17 protein-coding genes are annotated in these 15907 nt (G+C 64.2%); 7 read left to right on the top strand and 10 right to left on the bottom strand.

The features are described 5' to 3' along the window. Positions 1-271: 271 nt before the first annotated feature. Positions 272-1660, bottom strand: coding sequence for a glycogen synthase GlgA (gene glgA / locus JJB99_RS27390; protein WP_246775001.1), 1389 nt, complete (start codon positions 1658-1660; stop codon positions 272-274). Between the two features lie 229 nt (positions 1661-1889). On the opposite strand from glgA, the gene JJB99_RS27385 reads away from it, so the two are divergent. The 3 genes from JJB99_RS27385 (at position 1890) to JJB99_RS27375 (ending at position 5520) form a co-directional block, all read left to right on the top strand. After that, complete coding sequence (locus tag JJB99_RS27385; RefSeq protein ID WP_200495373.1) at positions 1890-3086, top strand: CaiB/BaiF CoA transferase family protein; 1197 nt, start codon at positions 1890-1892, stop codon at positions 3084-3086. A gap of 150 nt (positions 3087-3236) precedes the next feature. Beyond that, complete coding sequence (locus tag JJB99_RS27380; RefSeq protein ID WP_200495372.1) at positions 3237-4304, top strand: alcohol dehydrogenase; 1068 nt, start codon at positions 3237-3239, stop codon at positions 4302-4304. Positions 4305-4440: 136 nt separating this feature from the next. Then, positions 4441-5520 (top strand): isocitrate/isopropylmalate dehydrogenase family protein, encoded by a 1080-nt coding sequence (locus JJB99_RS27375; RefSeq protein ID WP_200495371.1) that lies wholly within the window; start codon positions 4441-4443, stop codon positions 5518-5520. 111 nt (positions 5521-5631) lie between these two features. Here JJB99_RS27375 and JJB99_RS27370 read toward each other — a convergent pair whose 3' ends face one another. Beyond that, the gene (locus JJB99_RS27370; RefSeq protein WP_200500460.1) at positions 5632-5961 is read right to left on the bottom strand and encodes a hypothetical protein; all 330 of its coding nucleotides are present in this window, start codon (positions 5959-5961) and stop codon (positions 5632-5634) included. Between the two features lie 457 nt (positions 5962-6418). Here JJB99_RS27370 and JJB99_RS27365 point away from each other — a divergent pair, with 457 nt between their 5' ends. Beyond that, positions 6419-6715 carry a hypothetical protein gene (locus tag JJB99_RS27365; RefSeq protein ID WP_200495370.1) on the top strand — a complete coding sequence of 99 codons (297 nt, stop codon included), beginning with the start codon at positions 6419-6421 and terminating at the stop codon, positions 6713-6715. A 113-nt stretch (positions 6716-6828) separates the two neighbouring features. After that, entirely contained in the window at positions 6829-7107 is a 279-nt protein-coding gene (locus tag JJB99_RS27360) for a DUF1488 domain-containing protein (protein WP_200495369.1), read from the top strand. A gap of 71 nt (positions 7108-7178) precedes the next feature. Here the strand turns inward: JJB99_RS27360 and rpsU are convergent, their stop codons facing one another. The 6 genes from rpsU to JJB99_RS27330 all read right to left on the bottom strand — a co-directional run bounded on the left by rpsU (position 7179) and on the right by JJB99_RS27330 (position 12254). Continuing rightward, on the bottom strand, positions 7179-7457 hold the full coding sequence (rpsU, locus tag JJB99_RS27355; protein ID WP_200495368.1) for a 30S ribosomal protein S21: 279 nt from the start codon (positions 7455-7457) through the stop codon (positions 7179-7181). Positions 7458-7770: 313 nt separating this feature from the next. Next, positions 7771-8049 carry a hypothetical protein gene (locus JJB99_RS27350; protein ID WP_200495367.1) on the bottom strand — a complete coding sequence of 93 codons (279 nt, stop codon included), beginning with the start codon at positions 8047-8049 and terminating at the stop codon, positions 7771-7773. A 105-nt stretch (positions 8050-8154) separates the two neighbouring features. Next, positions 8155-8970 carry an enoyl-CoA hydratase gene (locus JJB99_RS27345; RefSeq protein WP_200495366.1) on the bottom strand — a complete coding sequence of 272 codons (816 nt, stop codon included), beginning with the start codon at positions 8968-8970 and terminating at the stop codon, positions 8155-8157. A 108-nt stretch (positions 8971-9078) separates the two neighbouring features. Continuing rightward, positions 9079-10425, bottom strand: coding sequence for a L,D-transpeptidase family protein (locus JJB99_RS27340; protein ID WP_200495365.1), 1347 nt, complete (start codon positions 10423-10425; stop codon positions 9079-9081). A 378-nt stretch (positions 10426-10803) separates the two neighbouring features. Next, complete coding sequence (locus JJB99_RS27335) at positions 10804-11175, bottom strand: helix-turn-helix domain-containing protein (protein ID WP_020608151.1); 372 nt, start codon at positions 11173-11175, stop codon at positions 10804-10806. Between the two features lie 29 nt (positions 11176-11204). Then, the gene (locus JJB99_RS27330; protein WP_200495364.1) at positions 11205-12254 is read right to left on the bottom strand and encodes a LysR family transcriptional regulator; all 1050 of its coding nucleotides are present in this window, start codon (positions 12252-12254) and stop codon (positions 11205-11207) included. A gap of 483 nt (positions 12255-12737) precedes the next feature. Between JJB99_RS27330 and JJB99_RS27325 the strand changes: the two genes are divergently transcribed. Both JJB99_RS27325 and JJB99_RS27320 read left to right on the top strand, forming a co-directional pair. Next, on the top strand, positions 12738-13004 hold the full coding sequence (locus tag JJB99_RS27325; RefSeq protein ID WP_200500320.1) for a hypothetical protein: 267 nt from the start codon (positions 12738-12740) through the stop codon (positions 13002-13004). Between the two features lie 204 nt (positions 13005-13208). Further along, positions 13209-13940, top strand: coding sequence for a cytochrome c biogenesis CcdA family protein (locus tag JJB99_RS27320; RefSeq protein WP_200495363.1), 732 nt, complete (start codon positions 13209-13211; stop codon positions 13938-13940). 155 nt (positions 13941-14095) lie between these two features. Here the strand turns inward: JJB99_RS27320 and JJB99_RS27315 are convergent, their stop codons facing one another. Beyond that, a complete protein-coding gene (locus JJB99_RS27315; protein WP_349628979.1) occupies positions 14096-14536 on the bottom strand; it encodes a bleomycin resistance protein in 441 nt (146 codons plus the stop codon). Positions 14537-14768: 232 nt separating this feature from the next. Continuing rightward, positions 14769-15902, bottom strand: a complete 1134-nt coding sequence (locus JJB99_RS27310; protein WP_200495362.1) for a mandelate racemase/muconate lactonizing enzyme family protein — start codon at positions 15900-15902, stop codon at positions 14769-14771. Positions 15903-15907: the final 5 nt, after the last annotated feature.

Below are 15907 nucleotides of genomic sequence, written 5' to 3'. Positions count from 1 at the left end.
GCCAAAATCTCGTGTCCCGGACAAGCTGCAATGCGCAAGCATTGCGGCGCAGAGCCGGGACCCAGAGGAGAGGCCCCGCAATCCGAAGCGAGATGGTCCCCGGCTCAGCAGCGCACCGTCGAAGAGACGCTGCGCTGCGTCCGGGGCACGAGAGGGGAATGAGCCGGACACTCTCTCCACATCGCCGTTGCGAGCCACCGGGTCCGCGCAGAGATAGTGTTGAGAGATGCGCCGCAATGACGGAGGATGTGGAAACGACTTGGCCGCTTCCTCACGCCGACGCCAGCTTCCGATACAGCGCGCTGTAACTTCCCGCCGAGATGCTCCAGGAGAACGAGCGGCCCATGGCGCTGCGGCGCATGGTGTCGAGCTGGTCGTGGGCCATGAAGGCCTCGAAGGCGCGGCGGACGCCGCCCAAGAAGGATTCGTGTGAGGGTCTCGAGAACAGGAAGCCGGTCTCGCCGTCGGTGATGGTTTCGGCAAGGCCGCCGGTCTGGTGGCCGATCGGCAGCGAGCCGAAGCGCTGGGCGTACATCTGGCTGAGGCCGCAGGGCTCGAAGCGCGACGGCATCAATGTGAAATCACTGCCGGCGAAGATGCGGCGCGCCTGGGCGTCGTTGAAGCCGATGGTGACACCGATGGCGTCGGGCCGGCGGCGATGCGCGTTGATCAGCGCCTGCTCCAGCGCGGGCTCGCCGGAGCCCGTGACCACGATCTGCCCGCCGGCATCGACGATCTGGTCGGCGGCCGACAGCACGAGGTCGATGCCCTTCTGGTGCACGAGGCGGGCCACGATCGCGAACATCGGTCCGCGCGAGACCGCGAGACCAAACTGCTTGCGCACGTAATCCGCATTGGCTTTCTTGCCGGCCCAGTCGCCGGCGCCGAACTGCTGGGCGAGCTGGGCGCAATAGCGCGGGTCCCAGCTCTCGTCGATGCCGTTGAGGATGCCGGTGAGCTCGGCAGCGTCCGAGCGGACGCGAAGCAGGCCTTCGAGACCGCAGCCGAATTCCTCGGTCGTGATCTCGCGGGCATAGGTGCCGCTGACAGTGGTGAGATGCGAGGCGTAGACGAGGCCGGCCTTGAGGAAGGAGAGCTGGTCGTAGAACTCGACGCCGTCGATGTGGAAGGAGCTTTCGGGGACCCCGATCCGCCGCAGCGACTCCTTCGGGAAGAGGCCCTGATAGGCGAGATTGTGGATGGTCAGGATCGACGGCAGCTTGGCGCCGCGCCAGGCGAGATAGGCCGGCACGAGCGAGGCCTGCCAGTCGTTGGCGTGGATCAGGTCTGCTGCCCAATCCTTGTCCAGATTGCCCATGGCCAGCTCAGCGGCGGCCGAGGCGAAGCGCGCAAAGCGGATGTCATTGTCCGGCCAGTCGCGCCCGGTTTCGTCGCCATAGGGATTACCGGGCCGGTCGTAGAGTTGCGAGCACAACAGCACATAGACCGGCACGCCGTCCTTGGTCGCGGCCCGGCCGAGCGAGCAGGCCGGCATCTCGGCGAACGCCGGACAGCGGCCAACGACCTGAATATGCGTGAGTTGTTCGATGATGTCGCGGTAGCCGGGCAGCATGACCCGGATATCGGCGAAGGGGCGGAGTGCTCGGGGGAGGGCGGCGGAAACGGCTCCAAGCCCGCCGACGCGGACAAAGTCGTCCATCTCTGTCGTGACGAACAAGACCCTCAAGAACGATTGCCCTCTTCCGATCCCGTTTGCTGCTATGCAAGAACGGGTCCAGTTGCCCCTGGAATTCTCAAGCCCCCCGCGAATGCGCCGGTTCGGTAAAGACTTTCCTACTCAGCCGCCGCCCTCTAGGGTCGACGCACCAACAACAAAGAACATTGATTGTTCCTAGACGATCCAAGGACAGGGCGAGGACGCGGCAGGCATGCAGCTAGCAGATAAGCATGAGGGGACGACGACAAAGGCCTTTGCCGGCCTCAGAGTGCTGGATTTTTCGACCACCATCGCCGGTCCCCATTGCGCGCGGATGCTCGCCGACATGGGGGCGGAGGTCATCAAGATCGAGACCGACGGCGGCGAGACGATGCGGACCCGGCCGCCGCTGCGCAAGGGCTGCAGCACCGTGTTCGGCCAGCTCAATGTCGGCAAGAAGAGCGTCGTGCTCGACCTCAAGTCGGAGGACGGCAAGGAGGCGGTCCGCCGGCTGGCCGCGACCGCGGACGTCCTGGTTGAGAATTTTCGCCCCGGCGTGATGCGCCGGCTGCGGCTCGACTACGACAGGATGCGCGTGCTCAACCCGAAGCTGATCTATTGCTCGATCTCGGGCTACGGCCAGAGCGGGCCGTCGGCCGAGCTGCCGGCCTATGCGCCGGTGATCCATGCGGCCTCCGGCTACGACATGGCGCATCTCGCCTACCAGCCCGGCCGCAATCGCCCGGACTATTGCGGCATCTATCATGCCGACGTCATCACCGGCACTTACGGCTTCGGCGCGATCGCCTCTGCGCTCTATCAGCGCACCGTCAGCGGGCAGGGCCAGCACATCGACGTCTCCATGTTGGAATCGATGCTGACGCTGACCTTGACCGAGTTGCAGAGTGCGCAATTCGCGGTGAAGCCGCCGCCGCGACCGATGTTCGGGCCGACCGAGACTGCGAACGGCTATGTCATGATCACCATCGCTAGCGAGAAGACGTTTCAGGAATTAATGGGGGTGATCGGCCGCCCGGAATGGATCGTCGATGCCCGCTTCGCCACCTATGGCGCGCGTCGCGACAATTGGGCGGACCTGATGGACGGGGTCGAAGCCTGGTCGCGGCAGCTTTCGACCGCGGCATGTCTCGCCGCGCTTGGCGCGGCCGGCGTGCCGGCTTCGGCCTACCGCACCGTGGCCGAAGCGCTGGCCGATCCGCAGCTCGCGCACCGGCAGGCGCTCTCTGCTGTCGAGGACGAAGGCGGCTCGTTCCAGGTGCTCAATCTGCCGTTCCGGATGTCGGGCGCCGACACCGCGCCGGGCAGGACGATGGCCGCGCTCGGTCAGCACACGCGCGAATTGCGCGAAGCGATCGGCCTCGCCGACGACGCGCCAATTCCGTCGGGCAAAACCGCCGTGCGAGGCTGACGAACCGCATCGTGTGGCAGGCAATCCGGGTTTGCATGTGGCCGGCTTGCTACGATCCACCGGGGTCGACTAAGACGGCTGGCACGTTTGTCTCGCCCGGCCGGGCATGGCATGCTGGCGCGACAACAAGAAGCATGCGGGAGGACGCCGATGAAGAGTTACAAGGTCGCCGATTTCAAGGCGCCGCTGCAGGAGTTCGACGAGGCCACGCCGCAGCCGCCGGGCACGCAGGTGCTGATCAAGGTGAAGGCCGCCGGCGTCTGCCACAGCGACCTCCACATCTGGGAAGGCGGCTACGATCTCGGCCACGGCCGCAAGCCGCTGTCGCTGAAGGACCGCGGCATCAATTTGCCGCTGACCATGGGCCACGAGACCGTCGGCGAGGTCCTCGCGTTCGGTCCTGATGTGAAGCCGACCGATCAGGGCGATCTCAAGCTTGGCGACGTTGGCCTGGTCTATCCCTGGATCGGCTGCGGCAAATGCGCGACCTGCCTTGGCGGTGACGAGAACATGTGCCTGACGCCGCGCTCGCTCGGCGTCTATTGCGACGGCGGCTATTCCGACCACATGCTGGTGCCGCATCCGCGCTACCTGCTCAATCTGAGGGGACTCGATCCCGCGACCACCGCGCCTTATGCCTGTTCGGGCGTCACCACCTACAGCGCGCTGAAGAAGGTCGAGCAGCATTTTGACACGCCGATCGTGATGTTCGGCGCCGGCGGCCTCGGCCTGATGGCGCTGTCGCTGCTCAAGGCGATGGGCGGCAAGGGCGCGATCATGGTCGACATCGACGCCAGGAAGCGCGAGGCCGCGGAGCAGGCCGGCGCGCTTGCGACCGTCGATCCCAAGGCAGCCGATGCGCTGGAGCAGCTCGCGAAGAAAGCGGGCGGGCCGATCGGCGCCGTGATCGACCTCGTCGGCAATGCCGCGACGACCCAGCTCGGCTTCGATTGCCTCACCAAGGGCGGCAAGCTCGTCATCGTCGGCCTGTTCGGCGGCGGCGCGACCTGGGCGCTGCCGCTGATTCCGATCAAGGCGGTGACGATCCAGGGCAGCTATGTCGGAAATTTGCGCGAGACGCAGGAGCTGCTCGATCTCGTGCGCACCAGGAAGGTGCCGCCGATCCCGGTGACGACGGCACCGCTCGCCAAGGCCAACGACGCGCTGCTGCAATTGCAGCAGGGCGCGGTGGTCGGCCGCACGGTGCTGATGCCGTAACCGAACGCGCTCTCCGCCGTCATTGCGAGGAGCTCTTGCGACGAAGCAATCCAGAATGTATCCGCAGATGCAGTTCTGGATTGCTTCGCTTCGCTCGCAATGACGATTTGGCTTGTTCCCTTCCTTGAGATCCCCCATGTCCGCAAACAACACCTTCCACGTCGCCGTGCTTGCCGGCGACGGTATCGGCCCTGAGGTCATGGCGCCGGCCATCGAGGTGCTGCGCAAAATCGAACAGAAATCGGACTTGCGCTTCCGCTTCACCGAGGCGCCGGCTGGCGCCAACCATTATCTCGCGACTGGCAAATCGATGTCCGACTCCACCATCAAGCTGTGCGAGGAGGCTGACGCGATCCTGCTCGGGGCCTGCGGCCTGCCGTCAGTGCGCTACCCTGATAATACCGAGATCGCGCCGCAGATCGAGCTGCGCTTCATCTTCGACCTCTATGCCGGCGTCCGTCCGGCGCGGCTCATTCCGGGCGTGCCGAGCCCGATCGTCGGCGCCGATGCGCGCGGCATCGATCTCGTGGTCATCAGGGAATCCACCGAAGGCCTGTTCGCCTCGATGGGCAAGGGCATCGTCACCCATGAGGATGCGCGCGAAACCCTGGTGATCACGCGCAAGACCTCCGAGCGCCTGTTCGAGTTCTCGTTCCGTCTCGCCGAGCGGCGCAAGGCGCGTGGCAAGCCGGGGTCGCTTGCCTGCGTCGACAAGGCGAACGTGTTCAAGGCGTTTGCGTTCTTCCGCCGGATCTTTGACGAGGCCGCCAGGCGGCATCCGGACGTGAAGATCGATCACCTCTATGTCGACGCCTGTTCGGCCATGCTGGTCAAGCGTCCCTGGGATTTCGACGTGATGGTGATGGAGAACATGTTCGGCGACATCGTCTCGGACATCACCGCCAGCCTGATCGGCGGCCTCGGCATGGCGCCGTCGGCGGACATCGGCGACAAATACGCGGTGTTCCAGCCCTGCCATGGCACCGCCCCCGATATCATGGGGCAGGGCAAGGCCAATCCCACCGGCATGATCCTGTCCGCGGCGATGATGCTGGATTGGCTCGCAGACAAGCACGGCATCGAGAGCGCGGCGGAAGCCGGCGAGACGATCGAGCGCGCGGTCGATCGGATCTACGCCGGCGGCATCAAGCCGATGGAGTTCGGCGGCAGCAACGGCACGGCCGACATTACGAAAGCGGTGCTTGCGGCGCTGTAGGTCACGCGCGCATCATCGCTGGCGAAGCCCGTGACGGGATGCCGACGGCGAGATCCAACGACGGCCGTTGTGCTGCACGCCGGACCTCGCAAGAGCTGCGTCGATGCGCTTCTATTTCTTCTTCGCAGGCCCGAAGTCCGGCTGCCAGGCGGCGTCTTTGCGGCTCGGAGCCGCAGCGATCACCTTGGTCTTTTCCTTCTTCGGTTTCTTGGTCTCTCGATTGCCGCGTTGCTGTCCCTTGGCCATGGCGTCCGTCTCCTGTTGCGGGGCGAGTTCGTTCAGTTCGTCCGATTGCAGCACGCGTCCGCGCGGTGTGCAGACGCGCACGTCCATGCAGCCCTCGCGCAGCAGTTTTCGCGCCAGGCGCAGCGCGCCAATCGCGGTGCCGCGGCCGAGATTGGCGCTGCCATACTCATTTGTTCCCGTGACCAAATAGGGCACGCGCGTTGCCCTAGCCATTGAAGATGGCCGCGGCACACACCAGAAGCAGAAGGAATAGCGGAACGATCACCGGCGGGACGATCCATTCCGAGGCGCGAAAGCGCGACATCGAACGCTCCTGCAGCTCTGTCGGCGGGAGCGCACGTGACCCTCAGTCACCGGTCGATGCCGTTGGAAGTGCGGTGATGCGACGACCGTACGCCTGTGGCCGGCCGATAGCGAGCCCTAAAACGCCGCAAGCGCTCGGCCGTGGCGTCAGCGCCTGCAGCATGGTGACGAAAGTACTGGCTATCGTCGTGCAATGGGCGCATGGTCGGCGTCGCCGGTCGGTTGGGCCCCCTCTTGCGAAAGGCGTGCATGACCATCCGTTTTCGGCAAGAAACTCTCGCGTTCAAGCATCCGGTCCCCGTCCGCGGCGATCTCGCAAAGGCACTGGTTGCGGTCCGGAGCGCCGCCCATGACTGACCGGCCGGTCGATCTCGACAAGCACCGCGGCATGGCCGCGCAGAAGGCGACCGATCTCCGTCGCGCGTTGGCTGACGTTGAAGCGCAGGTCAGGGAGTTGCGCGAGCGAGAGGCCGATCTGGAGAACCGCATGATGACGGTGCCCGCCGCGTCATGGCCGGAGGCAGCGGTGAAGGCCCGCCATTTGCTCAACCTCTACGTCGCGAGCCTGCCGGGCGAGGATACGCGGCATCGTGCGCTCGTGGCGGCGCTGTTCGACGATTTCGCCAGGCTTGCAGGAGAAGGCTGAGGCCGGTCCGGCCGCACGCCTCTTCGTCACGCGCGATGCACGCGGCGTCCGGGCAGCCGATGGCGCAGAGTGATGGATCGACGGGTGATCACGTCAACACAAGGGAGTATGCCATGACGCTCACGAGCGGTCGCTACATCGGCCACGAATACGATCGGATGATCGTTCTGTTCTCGATGCAGGATGGCGCCAGGGAGATCGCATGCGCGATCTCGACCTCCGCGATGGACTATCTTGAACGTGGTCCGCAGGCGAGGCCCGAGCAGCGCGAAGCCCAGTTCACTCGGCTTCGCGACCGCATCGAGGCCCGCGCCGCGAGCAAATATCGCGCGACGGAGTTCGAAGGCACCCCGCCAGGAATCGTGCTGCGGAGCATCGATTTCAGAACGTAGGGATCCATCCGCGACGAGGAACCGCGAGATCGTGCCGCTCGCCCGGGATTCTGACGCAGAGGTTCTGCTGACTACGGACGTGCGTTGCCGGCGAGCTGCGGCAAAGGCGCCTTGCGCTCCGGAAGCTTCTTTTTCGGCGGCGCCGGAAGCAGTCCTTCCCTGATCGCCTGTTTCCGGGCGAGCTTGCGGGCCCGGCGGATGGCCTCGGACTTTTCGCGGGTCTTCCGCTCCGAGGGCTTCTCGTAGGAGCGTCGCTGCTTCATTTCCCGGAAGACGCCCTCGCGCTGCATCTTCTTCTTCAGCACGCGCAGCGCCTGATCGACATTGTTGTCGCGGACGAGTACCTGCAATTGGATCTCCTTGGCTGGGCTGCGAAATGCGACAAATCCTGCATGGCAGCCAGCTGCGCAGGAGCTTCATTGCAATTGTGAGGTTGATAGCGACGGCGATCTTCAGCGCCGGCCTCGAACAAGCGAGCTATTTGTCGCAAGCGATACAGTTCGGTGACAACGACGTCACCACTCCCGGGCAGCCGTGTCAATCCATAAAGCTTTCCTCGCAGGCCAACGGGCCTGCGAGGGGGGCGTTTCGCCTCGAAGGAGGTCTGACTGCGCCTTGGTCGAGCGCGCGCGAGAAAAAGGGGCCCGCGGGCCCCTTCCTAGTTTACCAACGGCGCCAGTAGTGATGACGCCAGCCCCACGGGCGTGGCCCGTAGAAGCGGCGCGGGCCGTAAAAGCCGTATGCGCCGTAAAAGTTCGGACGCCACCAGCAGCGGCCCCAGGGGTTACATACCCAGCGCACCTGATCGACGTCGGCCGCCGGGCCCTTTGCAATCTGGTCCGCCTGCGGAATGCCGTTCGGCATTGCCGCAAAGGCCGGTCCTGAAGCGAGCGCCACACCACCTATCGCAGCCAGACCAAGAACAGCAAATTTGAGTTTCATCGCAATCTCCCTCGTTGGTGGCGAGAGAACTTTCGACAGATCAACTGGTTGCTATGGTGGTTCGGCGGCGCGAGGAATTTAATCTTCCTGAATAGAGGTTCAGCTTCACTTTCCCTGGAACTGCGGCTGACGCTTCTCCATGAAGGCCTGACGGCCCTCCCGAAAATCTGCCGAGTCCATGCAAGCGTTGCCGATCGCCTTGATCGTGCCCATGTCGCGCTGGCTTTCATCCTTCAGCACCTGCGCGATGGTGATCTTCGCGGCCTTGATCGCGAGCGGGGCGTTGTGCGCGATCGTCTCGGCCATCGCCATGGTCTCGCCCCAGAGCTGATCGTCCGGGAATAGGCGCTCAACGAGCCCGATGCGCAGCGCCTCGGCGGAATCGATCCGCATGCCGGTATACATGAGAAGCCGCGCCCAGGACGGGCCGACCAGCGAGACCAGATGCTTCAAGCCGTCATAGCCATAGGCGATGCCGAGCTTTGCGGCGGGAATGCCGAACTGGCTGTCATGCGCGGCGATGCGGATGTCGGCGAGCATCGCGACCTGCATGCCGCCGCCGAGGCAAAAGCCCTGGATGCAGGCGATGGTCGGCTTGGGATAGTCGGCGAGCAGCGCGCGCTGGGCGGCGCTGCGTTTCGCATATGCCTCGGACGCAGCGGCGTTGTGCCGGACCTTCTCGAACTGGCTGATGTCGGCGCCCGATACGAACGCCTTGCCGCCGGCGCCGCGCAGGATGACGACGCGGACCGCATCGTCGTCGCGCAAGGCGATCAGCGCCTCGCCAAATCCCTCCCACATCTCCAGCGACATCGCATTGCGCTTGCCGGGATTGTTGAAGGTGACGACGCCGACGCCGCCGGCCGTGTGCTTGAGGATCCTGCCGTCGGCATAGGAGGTTTCATTGGAGAGGTCGGGCATCGCGCGCTCGCTTGTCTTAGGCCAGGTCCAATGTGCGGCCCGGCGAAGGCCCCGGTCAACCGCGGCGAGGAAGTCGGCTTTGCATCCGCCCGTAGCGCGATTGCATGCCTACTGCGCCATATGCGCGGTAAGCGGATGGCTGCCGGCGTTGCTGAAGAACGCCGCCTCTTCGGCGGTCGCCTCCAGCAGCTGCTCGTCCTGGTTATAGACGTCGTTGCGGAACTGGACGGTCTGGTCCCTGGTCATCCACGCCGTGAGATAGACCCAGGCCACCGGCACCTTCTTCGCCATGGCGATGTCGAGATGCTGGCCGCTGGCGATCTCTGCATCGATCGCGGCGCGACTCCATTTCGGCTGGTCCTTGAGCAGCCAGGCGGCGAGGTCGCGCACATTGTCGACGCGCGAGCAGCCGTGGGAATCGAAACGGTAGTCGTCGCTGAACAGATTGCGCTGGTTGGTGTCGTGCATGTAGACCGAATAGGCGTTCGGCATGTCGATCTTGACTGCGCCGAGTGCGTTGAAGGTGCCGTTCTGCTGGCGCACGGTGAAGTTCGGCGTGTGCGTGCCCGACCAGTCGACCGAATGCGGATCGATCGGATTGTCGTGGGCGTCGAGCACCTCCATGTGCATGCGCGCCAGATAGGTCGGATCTTTGCGCATATGCGCGGATATCTCGGTCTTGGCGATAGACGACGGCACCGTCCAGGTCGGGTTGAGGACGACACTAGTGATCTGCGCCGTCAGCGTCGGCGAGGGCTTTTCGGTCTTGCCGACGATGATGCGATAGCGCCGCACGACGACATCGTTCTCGACGGCCTCGGCAAAGGCGGCGGGGATGTTGACCACGACATAGCGCTGGCCGAAGCCGAAATTCATGTTCTCGAGCCGCTGCAGCGAAGCCTCCAGCTGCCGGATGCGCTTCTGGACCGGAACGTTCATCGCCGCCACCGTGCGCGGCGTCATCAGGCCGGTCGGCGCGAGGCCGTGACGGGCCTGGAAGCGTCTCACGGCATCCGCGAGATCCTGGTCGAACGCGCCGGTCGCCTTCTCGGCGGCGAGATCGCCGGAGACGATCAGCCGCTTGCGCAGGAGCTCGTCGTGGGCGCCCTGGACACCGGACGCGAATTTGGCGTCGGCCGGGATCATCGGCCAGCCGCCGCGTACTGCAAGGTCGGAATAGCTCAGGGCCGCGTCCTTGATCCTTTGCGCGCTGCCTTCGTCATAGGTCGGCTCGTGGGTCATCGCGAGTGCCGCGGCCGAACGGCTCTCCGGCGTCGAGGCGGCCATGGTGGCCACCCTCGGCGCGGCCGCATGAGCCGGGTTCGCCGCCGCCGGCACCGTGCCTGCCGTCGCCGGCTTAGGACCGGCCTGTCCAATGGTCTCCGCCTGCGCCAGCGCGGAGGCGCTCGTGAGCACACCGACGGCAATGATCATCATCGCATGGCGTTTCGACATCTGTCCCATCTTCCCCATGAGAACGAGGCCCGCAGGGCCCTCGCATTGGCAATTCCGGCTGCCGCGCTGCGCGCGCCGATTCGCAAAACTCGGCGAAAAATTACGGCACCAATGTTGAGGTCCCATTAAGTACGGCAGGCGAAAGCCTCGCGCTTCCGCTGCGGAGGCTCTCGATTGGGTCGCAGCACGGGCGGGATGGGTTCGCGAAATTCGCGGCGGATGGCCGCCAAGCGGACAAGAAAAAAGGGCGGCCAAGCCGCCCTGAGAAAGGCCGCGCGCAGGCGCGCGCCCCAATCTGATTCAGTCGGTCTCATTCAATCCGGCCGCGCCCCCGCGACGCGGCGGATTGAAGATCGGCCGTAGCGGCCAGACCCGATCTCAGCTTTCGTTCGCTGCGATCGATTCCATCAGCGAGACGAGCTGACGCTGGACCGTCTGGTCCTTGATCTTGCTGTAGGCGCGCAGCAGCCGGAGGCTGAAGGCGCTGTCGAGGAAGAGCAGGCTCTCCACTTCGCGGGCCTTGTTGTCGCCGTCATAGAAGAAGGTCACGGGCACGTCGAGGGCGGAGGCGATCTGCTGAAGCCGAGCTGCGCCGACGCGATTGACGCCCTTCTCGTATTTCTGGACCTGCTGGAAGCTGACGCCGAGCTTTTCGCCCAGCTCGGCCTGCGAGATCTTCATCTCGACGCGCCGCAGACGGATCCGTTTACCAAGCTCAATGTCCGGCTTGCCGGCACTGCGCTGCTTCATTCTCTTCGCCGCTGCTTTCATCTCTGTTTTCACCTTTGTTCTTCGGTTGAAAATCCCCCGAAGAGCTGGGTCAGGGGTTCGCCCATATACGAGTCCTTGAATTCATGCGGATGCACGAACTCTTCCTTAAACCACGGGAAGCGAGCCGGATTGAAAGCCTCGATCAGCCAGTCAATCATGTGCCGCACGCGTGGGATCCGGCCGCTACCGGGATGGTAGGACAACCAGATATCCAGCGGTCGGTTCAACTCGACCTCCAGTGGAATCAACTTCCCGCCAAGCGCAATGGCGTAGCTTGGGAATACGCCGATTCCGGCGCCATTCGCGACCGCCCAGTAGTTGGCGCTTGAGACGTTGGTTTTCATGACCAGGAGGTCACGCTCCGGAACGCCCGGGAAGAAGCTCTCGAAAGTTTCCTTGGCCGCGAGCTGGTCGGCGAATTGCAGCACCAGGCGGTGCTTGATCAATTCCAGGGCCGAGCGCGGCGTGCCGTATTTCTCAAGGTATTTTTCCGAAGCCCAGAACATCAGATGCATGCAGCCGAGCCGCACCAGCTTGACGTCGAGCGCGGAGGGACGCGACAAATGGATGGCGACGTCGGCCTCGTGGCGGGAGACGTCGGCCGAGCGCATTGCACAGTGCAGGTCGACCAGGATGTTCGGATAGGCTTGCTGGAATTCGACCAGCCGGGGCGCGAGCCAGAACGTGCCCAATCCCTCGGTGACGGCGACGCGCACCTCGCCGGACAGGACGTTGGCGGTCGAATCGCTGGTGCGCAACACGTCGAACGCCGCCGCCTCCATGCGTTCCACGGCGGAGACCACCATCGCGCCTTCGTCGGTGAGATGCGTGCCATGGACGTCGCGGGTGAACAGGGTGGTGCCGGTCTGGCGCTCGAAATCATCGATGCGGCGGCGGACGGCGTTGATGGACAAGGACAGGCGTTCTGCCGCCGAGCGGAAACTGCCGCATCGGACGACTTCCAGGAAGATGCGGGCCGCGTCCCAATCGGAGAGGCCGCTGAGATTTGTCTTTGAGCGTTCTTCCAACGGAACGCCCCTTTCCGCCAAGGAGTGCATACAAGTCCCTTCGGGTTGCTAAACTGGCAGAATCTGGCGCAAACCACAACTATGACGGGTTGGGGACCGGCGAGTTTTGAACGCCATCCTTACTATCTGGGCGAGTGGTATTGGGGTGCAGCCGAGGGCTGGGACAAAGGCTGGAATCGGGCAGACCATCGCCCGAATAGGGGTATAGCGTGAGTTCCGTTGCGAGCCGGGAAATGGCTGCGGGATTGTCGGCGTTGTCCGCAATAGCTGTGCTTGCGCGCAAGCAGGCACCGCCGTTCGGGATGGATCGATCACAGCGTGCCGCGCGTTTGCTCCCGGGCCGCCGCGGCAATGGCGGAGCGGCGCTGATCGCCGGAACCGCGGTTTCAACTCAGAAACAGATTGAAATCATCTTCGGAGGCGCAGCGGCCTCATGCTATCTTCGGCAACCCATGGGGGCCGAAGGGTTGGTTGCCAACACGTCTCGCAGGCCGAATTAACGGAAGAACGCCGGTGTCGCATTCAGACGAACAGTTGCAGTCGGTGCTGGAGACCCTTGAGGAGTGCCGCAAGGTCCTCAACGAGATCAACAGCCGTGAGTCGGCCGAACTGCTGTCCATCGTCATCCTCGACGTGCGGATGAAGCTCAAAGGAATTGACAGCGCCGATCTCAAGGCGCTGTGCGACGAAATGCTGCGGAACGCCGAGAGCGAACCGCAGCCTCCTTCCAAGCAGACGCAGGACCAGCCCCGGCGTCCGCTGCTCCGCGTGGTGAAGTAGCCGCGCCGCCGAATCTCGCTTTTTGGCGAGATTTGCGCGCGTCCCGATGCCGCATCTGTGATCGCAGATGGCGTCGGCGGGAGCCCTGGTTTGATCGCGCCTCTGTTGCGGATTCGTAGCTATCGGCTACACCAGAGCCGTTCGGCTCCGGCGCGCGCATCCCCCGCGCGTGGCCAAAGAGCCTGAGATGGCCCCGACTGCATCATGCAACATGTTTCGATCCCGGCGGCGCTGATTGCCGGCCTCGTCAGCTTCCTCTCCCCTTGCGTACTGCCCCTGGTCCCGCCCTATCTGATCTATCTGACGGGCGCCACAATCGAGCATGTCGAGAGCGACGAGCCGGTCTCGGCCTCCAAGCGCGCGATCATGATGGCGGCGCTGCTGTTCGTGCTCGGCTTCTCCACCGTGTTCGTGGCGCTCGGCGCCAGCGCCTCGCTGATCGGTGGCTTGATCCGCGCCTGGTCGGCGGAGCTCTCGATCGTCGCCGGCATCGTCATCATCGTCATGGGCCTGCACTTCCTCGGGCTGACGCGGATCGGCCTGTTGATGCGCGAGGGACGCTTGACCGCGCCCAAGCCCGTCGGGCCTTGGGGTGCCTATGTCATGGGCCTCGCCTTCGCCTTCGGCTGGACGCCCTGCATCGGCCCGATCCTCGCCGCGATCCTCTCGATCGCCGCGGCCGAAGCGACGGTGACGAAGGGCGCGGGCCTGCTCGCGGTCTACTCCGCCGGCCTTGGCATTCCCTTCCTGATCGCCGCGCTGATGATCGAGCAGTTCTCAAAACTGTTCGCACGCATGAAGGGCCAGCTCGTCAATGTCGAGCGCGCCATGGGCGTGCTGATGGTGATCACCGGCATCGGTTTTCTCACCGGTGCGGTCTCCAATGTGAGCATCTGGCTGCTGGAGACGTTCCCGGCGTTGCAGACGATCGGGTAGGTCGCGCGGCTCGTATTGGCGGCTTTCAGGACTAATGCGGAAGTGCGTTTGTTCGGTCGCCATCTTCGGCCTTTGACCCATTGCCGATGCCCCATGAAGCCCATTGAGGCAAGCCCGGCGAACTCCGCCGGGACGGGAAGAGACCGATACCCCGATCAACGAGCCCTGGCCCCCAGATCCTGCGCAAAGCGGATAAGATAGCCATCTGGATCTTGCACCAGGAACTGCCTGTTGCCGCGCTCCTCACCAGCGATCCGATACCATGCGTCGTGACATTCTCTAAAGAGAGCCCAGTTGTGCCGGTTCAATGCGTCGAGAAGGGGCGACACGGAGTCGACGAATACTTGAAAATTAATGCCGCGCCCCAATGGCCGCTCCAAAGCCCCGGTTTCCCAATTACCATTTCTTTGGTTCAGCATGACCTGCGCCCCTTGTAGCTCGATGTACATGAAGAGATTCTCAGGTCGTTGATAGGCAATCTGGAAACCGAGAATATCGCACCAAAAAGTCTTGCTGTGTGCAAGATCATATACGTCGAGCTCGGGTACGAGCCGAGCAAAGCCACCGATTGGTAACCTGTCCGCCATTACTCCCATGATAGGCTAGTCCTCCGGGCTCAGTTCAATGGCGCCTATGAGAGACCAGCCCCATGTCTCCACCTCATAGGTGACTTCGACATCTAGGTGCAAACCAAGTGTGACTAGGTGCAAACAGTACGGGGACCTATTGCGGCAACTTCCGGTTCTGGCCAAGGCCGACGCGCAGTCATGTCAGGATCAACATCACGTTGCGAGAGCAAAGCAGACGCGACGATTTTTGAGTGCACGCCTAATTGACCGCGAAACGCGACAGCGCCTCGCGGTCGATCTCGATGCCGAGCCCCGCACCGTCGGGCACCCGCACGACGCCGTTCGCGTGCTCGATCGGCTCTTTCAGGATCGCCTGCCGGATCGGATGTTCGGTGCAGTCGAGTTCGAGCAGAGGCTCGAGCGGGGCCAGCGAGGTCGGCGTGTGCGAGGGCAGCACGGCGAGAAGCTGGAGCGAGGCCGCGATCGCAATTCCGGTGCCCCACACATGCGGATTGTAGCGGATGCCGAAGGCTTCGCTCATGTCGGCGATCTTCTTGCATTCGGTGAGGCCGCCGGCGGCGCAGGTGTCGGGCTGGGCGATGTCGAGCGCATGGGAGGCGAACAGCTCGCGGAAGCCGAAGCGGGTGAACTCGCACTCGCCGCCGGCGATCGGGATCGTCAGCGACGACTTCACCGCACGATAGCCCGCGACGTCCTCTGGCGGCACCGGCTCCTCGAACCATCCGATGTCGTAAGGCTCGATCATGCGGCCGAGCCGGATCGCGGCGACCGCGTCATAGGCGTGGTTCGCATCGACCATCAGCGCGACGTCGCCGCTGATCGCCTCGCGCACCGCGCGCGTCACCGCGGCATCCTCCGCGATGCCGAAGCCGACCTTCAGCTTCACCGCGCGAAACCCTGCCGCGGCATAGGCGGCGGCTTCCTTCGGCAGATATTTTAGCGGATCGCCCGACTTGCGCCGGTAGAGTCCGGTCGCATAGGCCTGCACCTCCTTGCGCGCCGCGCCTCCGAGAAGCACATAGGCGGGCACGCCAAAGTGCTTTCCCTTGATGTCCCAGAGCGCGATGTCGATGCCGCTCAGGCCCTGGATCACGACGCCCTTCTGGCCGTGATCACGCAGCCGCGCATAGATGGCCTGCCACAGCACGTCGGTGCGCAGCGGGTCCTCGCCGATCAGCCAGGGCGCGACGCTCGCGACCACCGCCGCCGTCATCCGCGCCGGCCCGTAGCATTCGCCCCAGCCGGTCAGCCCTGAATCGGTCTCGATCTCGACCAGCATCGCGGTGCGGGTGTCGTACCAGGCCCGGGAATAGGCGAAGGGCTGCGAGAGCTTTGCCTGAAGGATATGGGTGCGGACAGCTGTGATCTTCATTACCG

The sequence above is a fragment of the Bradyrhizobium diazoefficiens genome (assembly GCF_016616235.1).
GTDB lineage: Bacteria > Pseudomonadota > Alphaproteobacteria > Rhizobiales > Xanthobacteraceae > Bradyrhizobium > Bradyrhizobium diazoefficiens_H.
Note: the sequence above shows the minus strand (reverse complement) of the source record. Positions and strands in the feature narration are given on the sequence as shown.

Bases quoted from the DNA above. Each gene is read 5' to 3' on its own strand.
- JJB99_RS27345 (WP_200495366.1), bottom strand. From the start codon at position 8,970: ATGCCCGACCTCTCCAATGAAACCTCCTATGCCGACGGCAGGATCCTC.
- JJB99_RS27310 (WP_200495362.1), bottom strand. From the start codon at position 15,902: ATGAAGATCACAGCTGTCCGCACCCATATCCTTCAGGCAAAGCTCTCG.
- JJB99_RS27380 (WP_200495372.1), top strand. From the start codon at position 3,237: ATGAAGAGTTACAAGGTCGCCGATTTCAAGGCGCCGCTGCAGGAGTTC.
- JJB99_RS27330 (WP_200495364.1), bottom strand. From the start codon at position 12,254: ATGCACTCCTTGGCGGAAAGGGGCGTTCCGTTGGAAGAACGCTCAAAG.
- JJB99_RS27385 (WP_200495373.1), top strand. From the start codon at position 1,890: ATGCAGCTAGCAGATAAGCATGAGGGGACGACGACAAAGGCCTTTGCC.
- JJB99_RS27360 (WP_200495369.1), top strand. From the start codon at position 6,829: ATGACGCTCACGAGCGGTCGCTACATCGGCCACGAATACGATCGGATG.
- JJB99_RS27315 (WP_349628979.1), bottom strand. From the start codon at position 14,536: ATGGGAGTAATGGCGGACAGGTTACCAATCGGTGGCTTTGCTCGGCTC.
- JJB99_RS27350 (WP_200495367.1), bottom strand. From the start codon at position 8,049: ATGAAACTCAAATTTGCTGTTCTTGGTCTGGCTGCGATAGGTGGTGTG.
- JJB99_RS27340 (WP_200495365.1), bottom strand. From the start codon at position 10,425: ATGTCGAAACGCCATGCGATGATGATCATTGCCGTCGGTGTGCTCACG.
- JJB99_RS27365 (WP_200495370.1), top strand. From the start codon at position 6,419: ATGACTGACCGGCCGGTCGATCTCGACAAGCACCGCGGCATGGCCGCG.
- glgA (WP_246775001.1), bottom strand. From the start codon at position 1,660: ATGGACGACTTTGTCCGCGTCGGCGGGCTTGGAGCCGTTTCCGCCGCC.
- JJB99_RS27320 (WP_200495363.1), top strand. From the start codon at position 13,209: ATGCAACATGTTTCGATCCCGGCGGCGCTGATTGCCGGCCTCGTCAGC.
- JJB99_RS27335 (WP_020608151.1), bottom strand. From the start codon at position 11,175: ATGAAGCAGCGCAGTGCCGGCAAGCCGGACATTGAGCTTGGTAAACGG.
- JJB99_RS27375 (WP_200495371.1), top strand. From the start codon at position 4,441: ATGTCCGCAAACAACACCTTCCACGTCGCCGTGCTTGCCGGCGACGGT.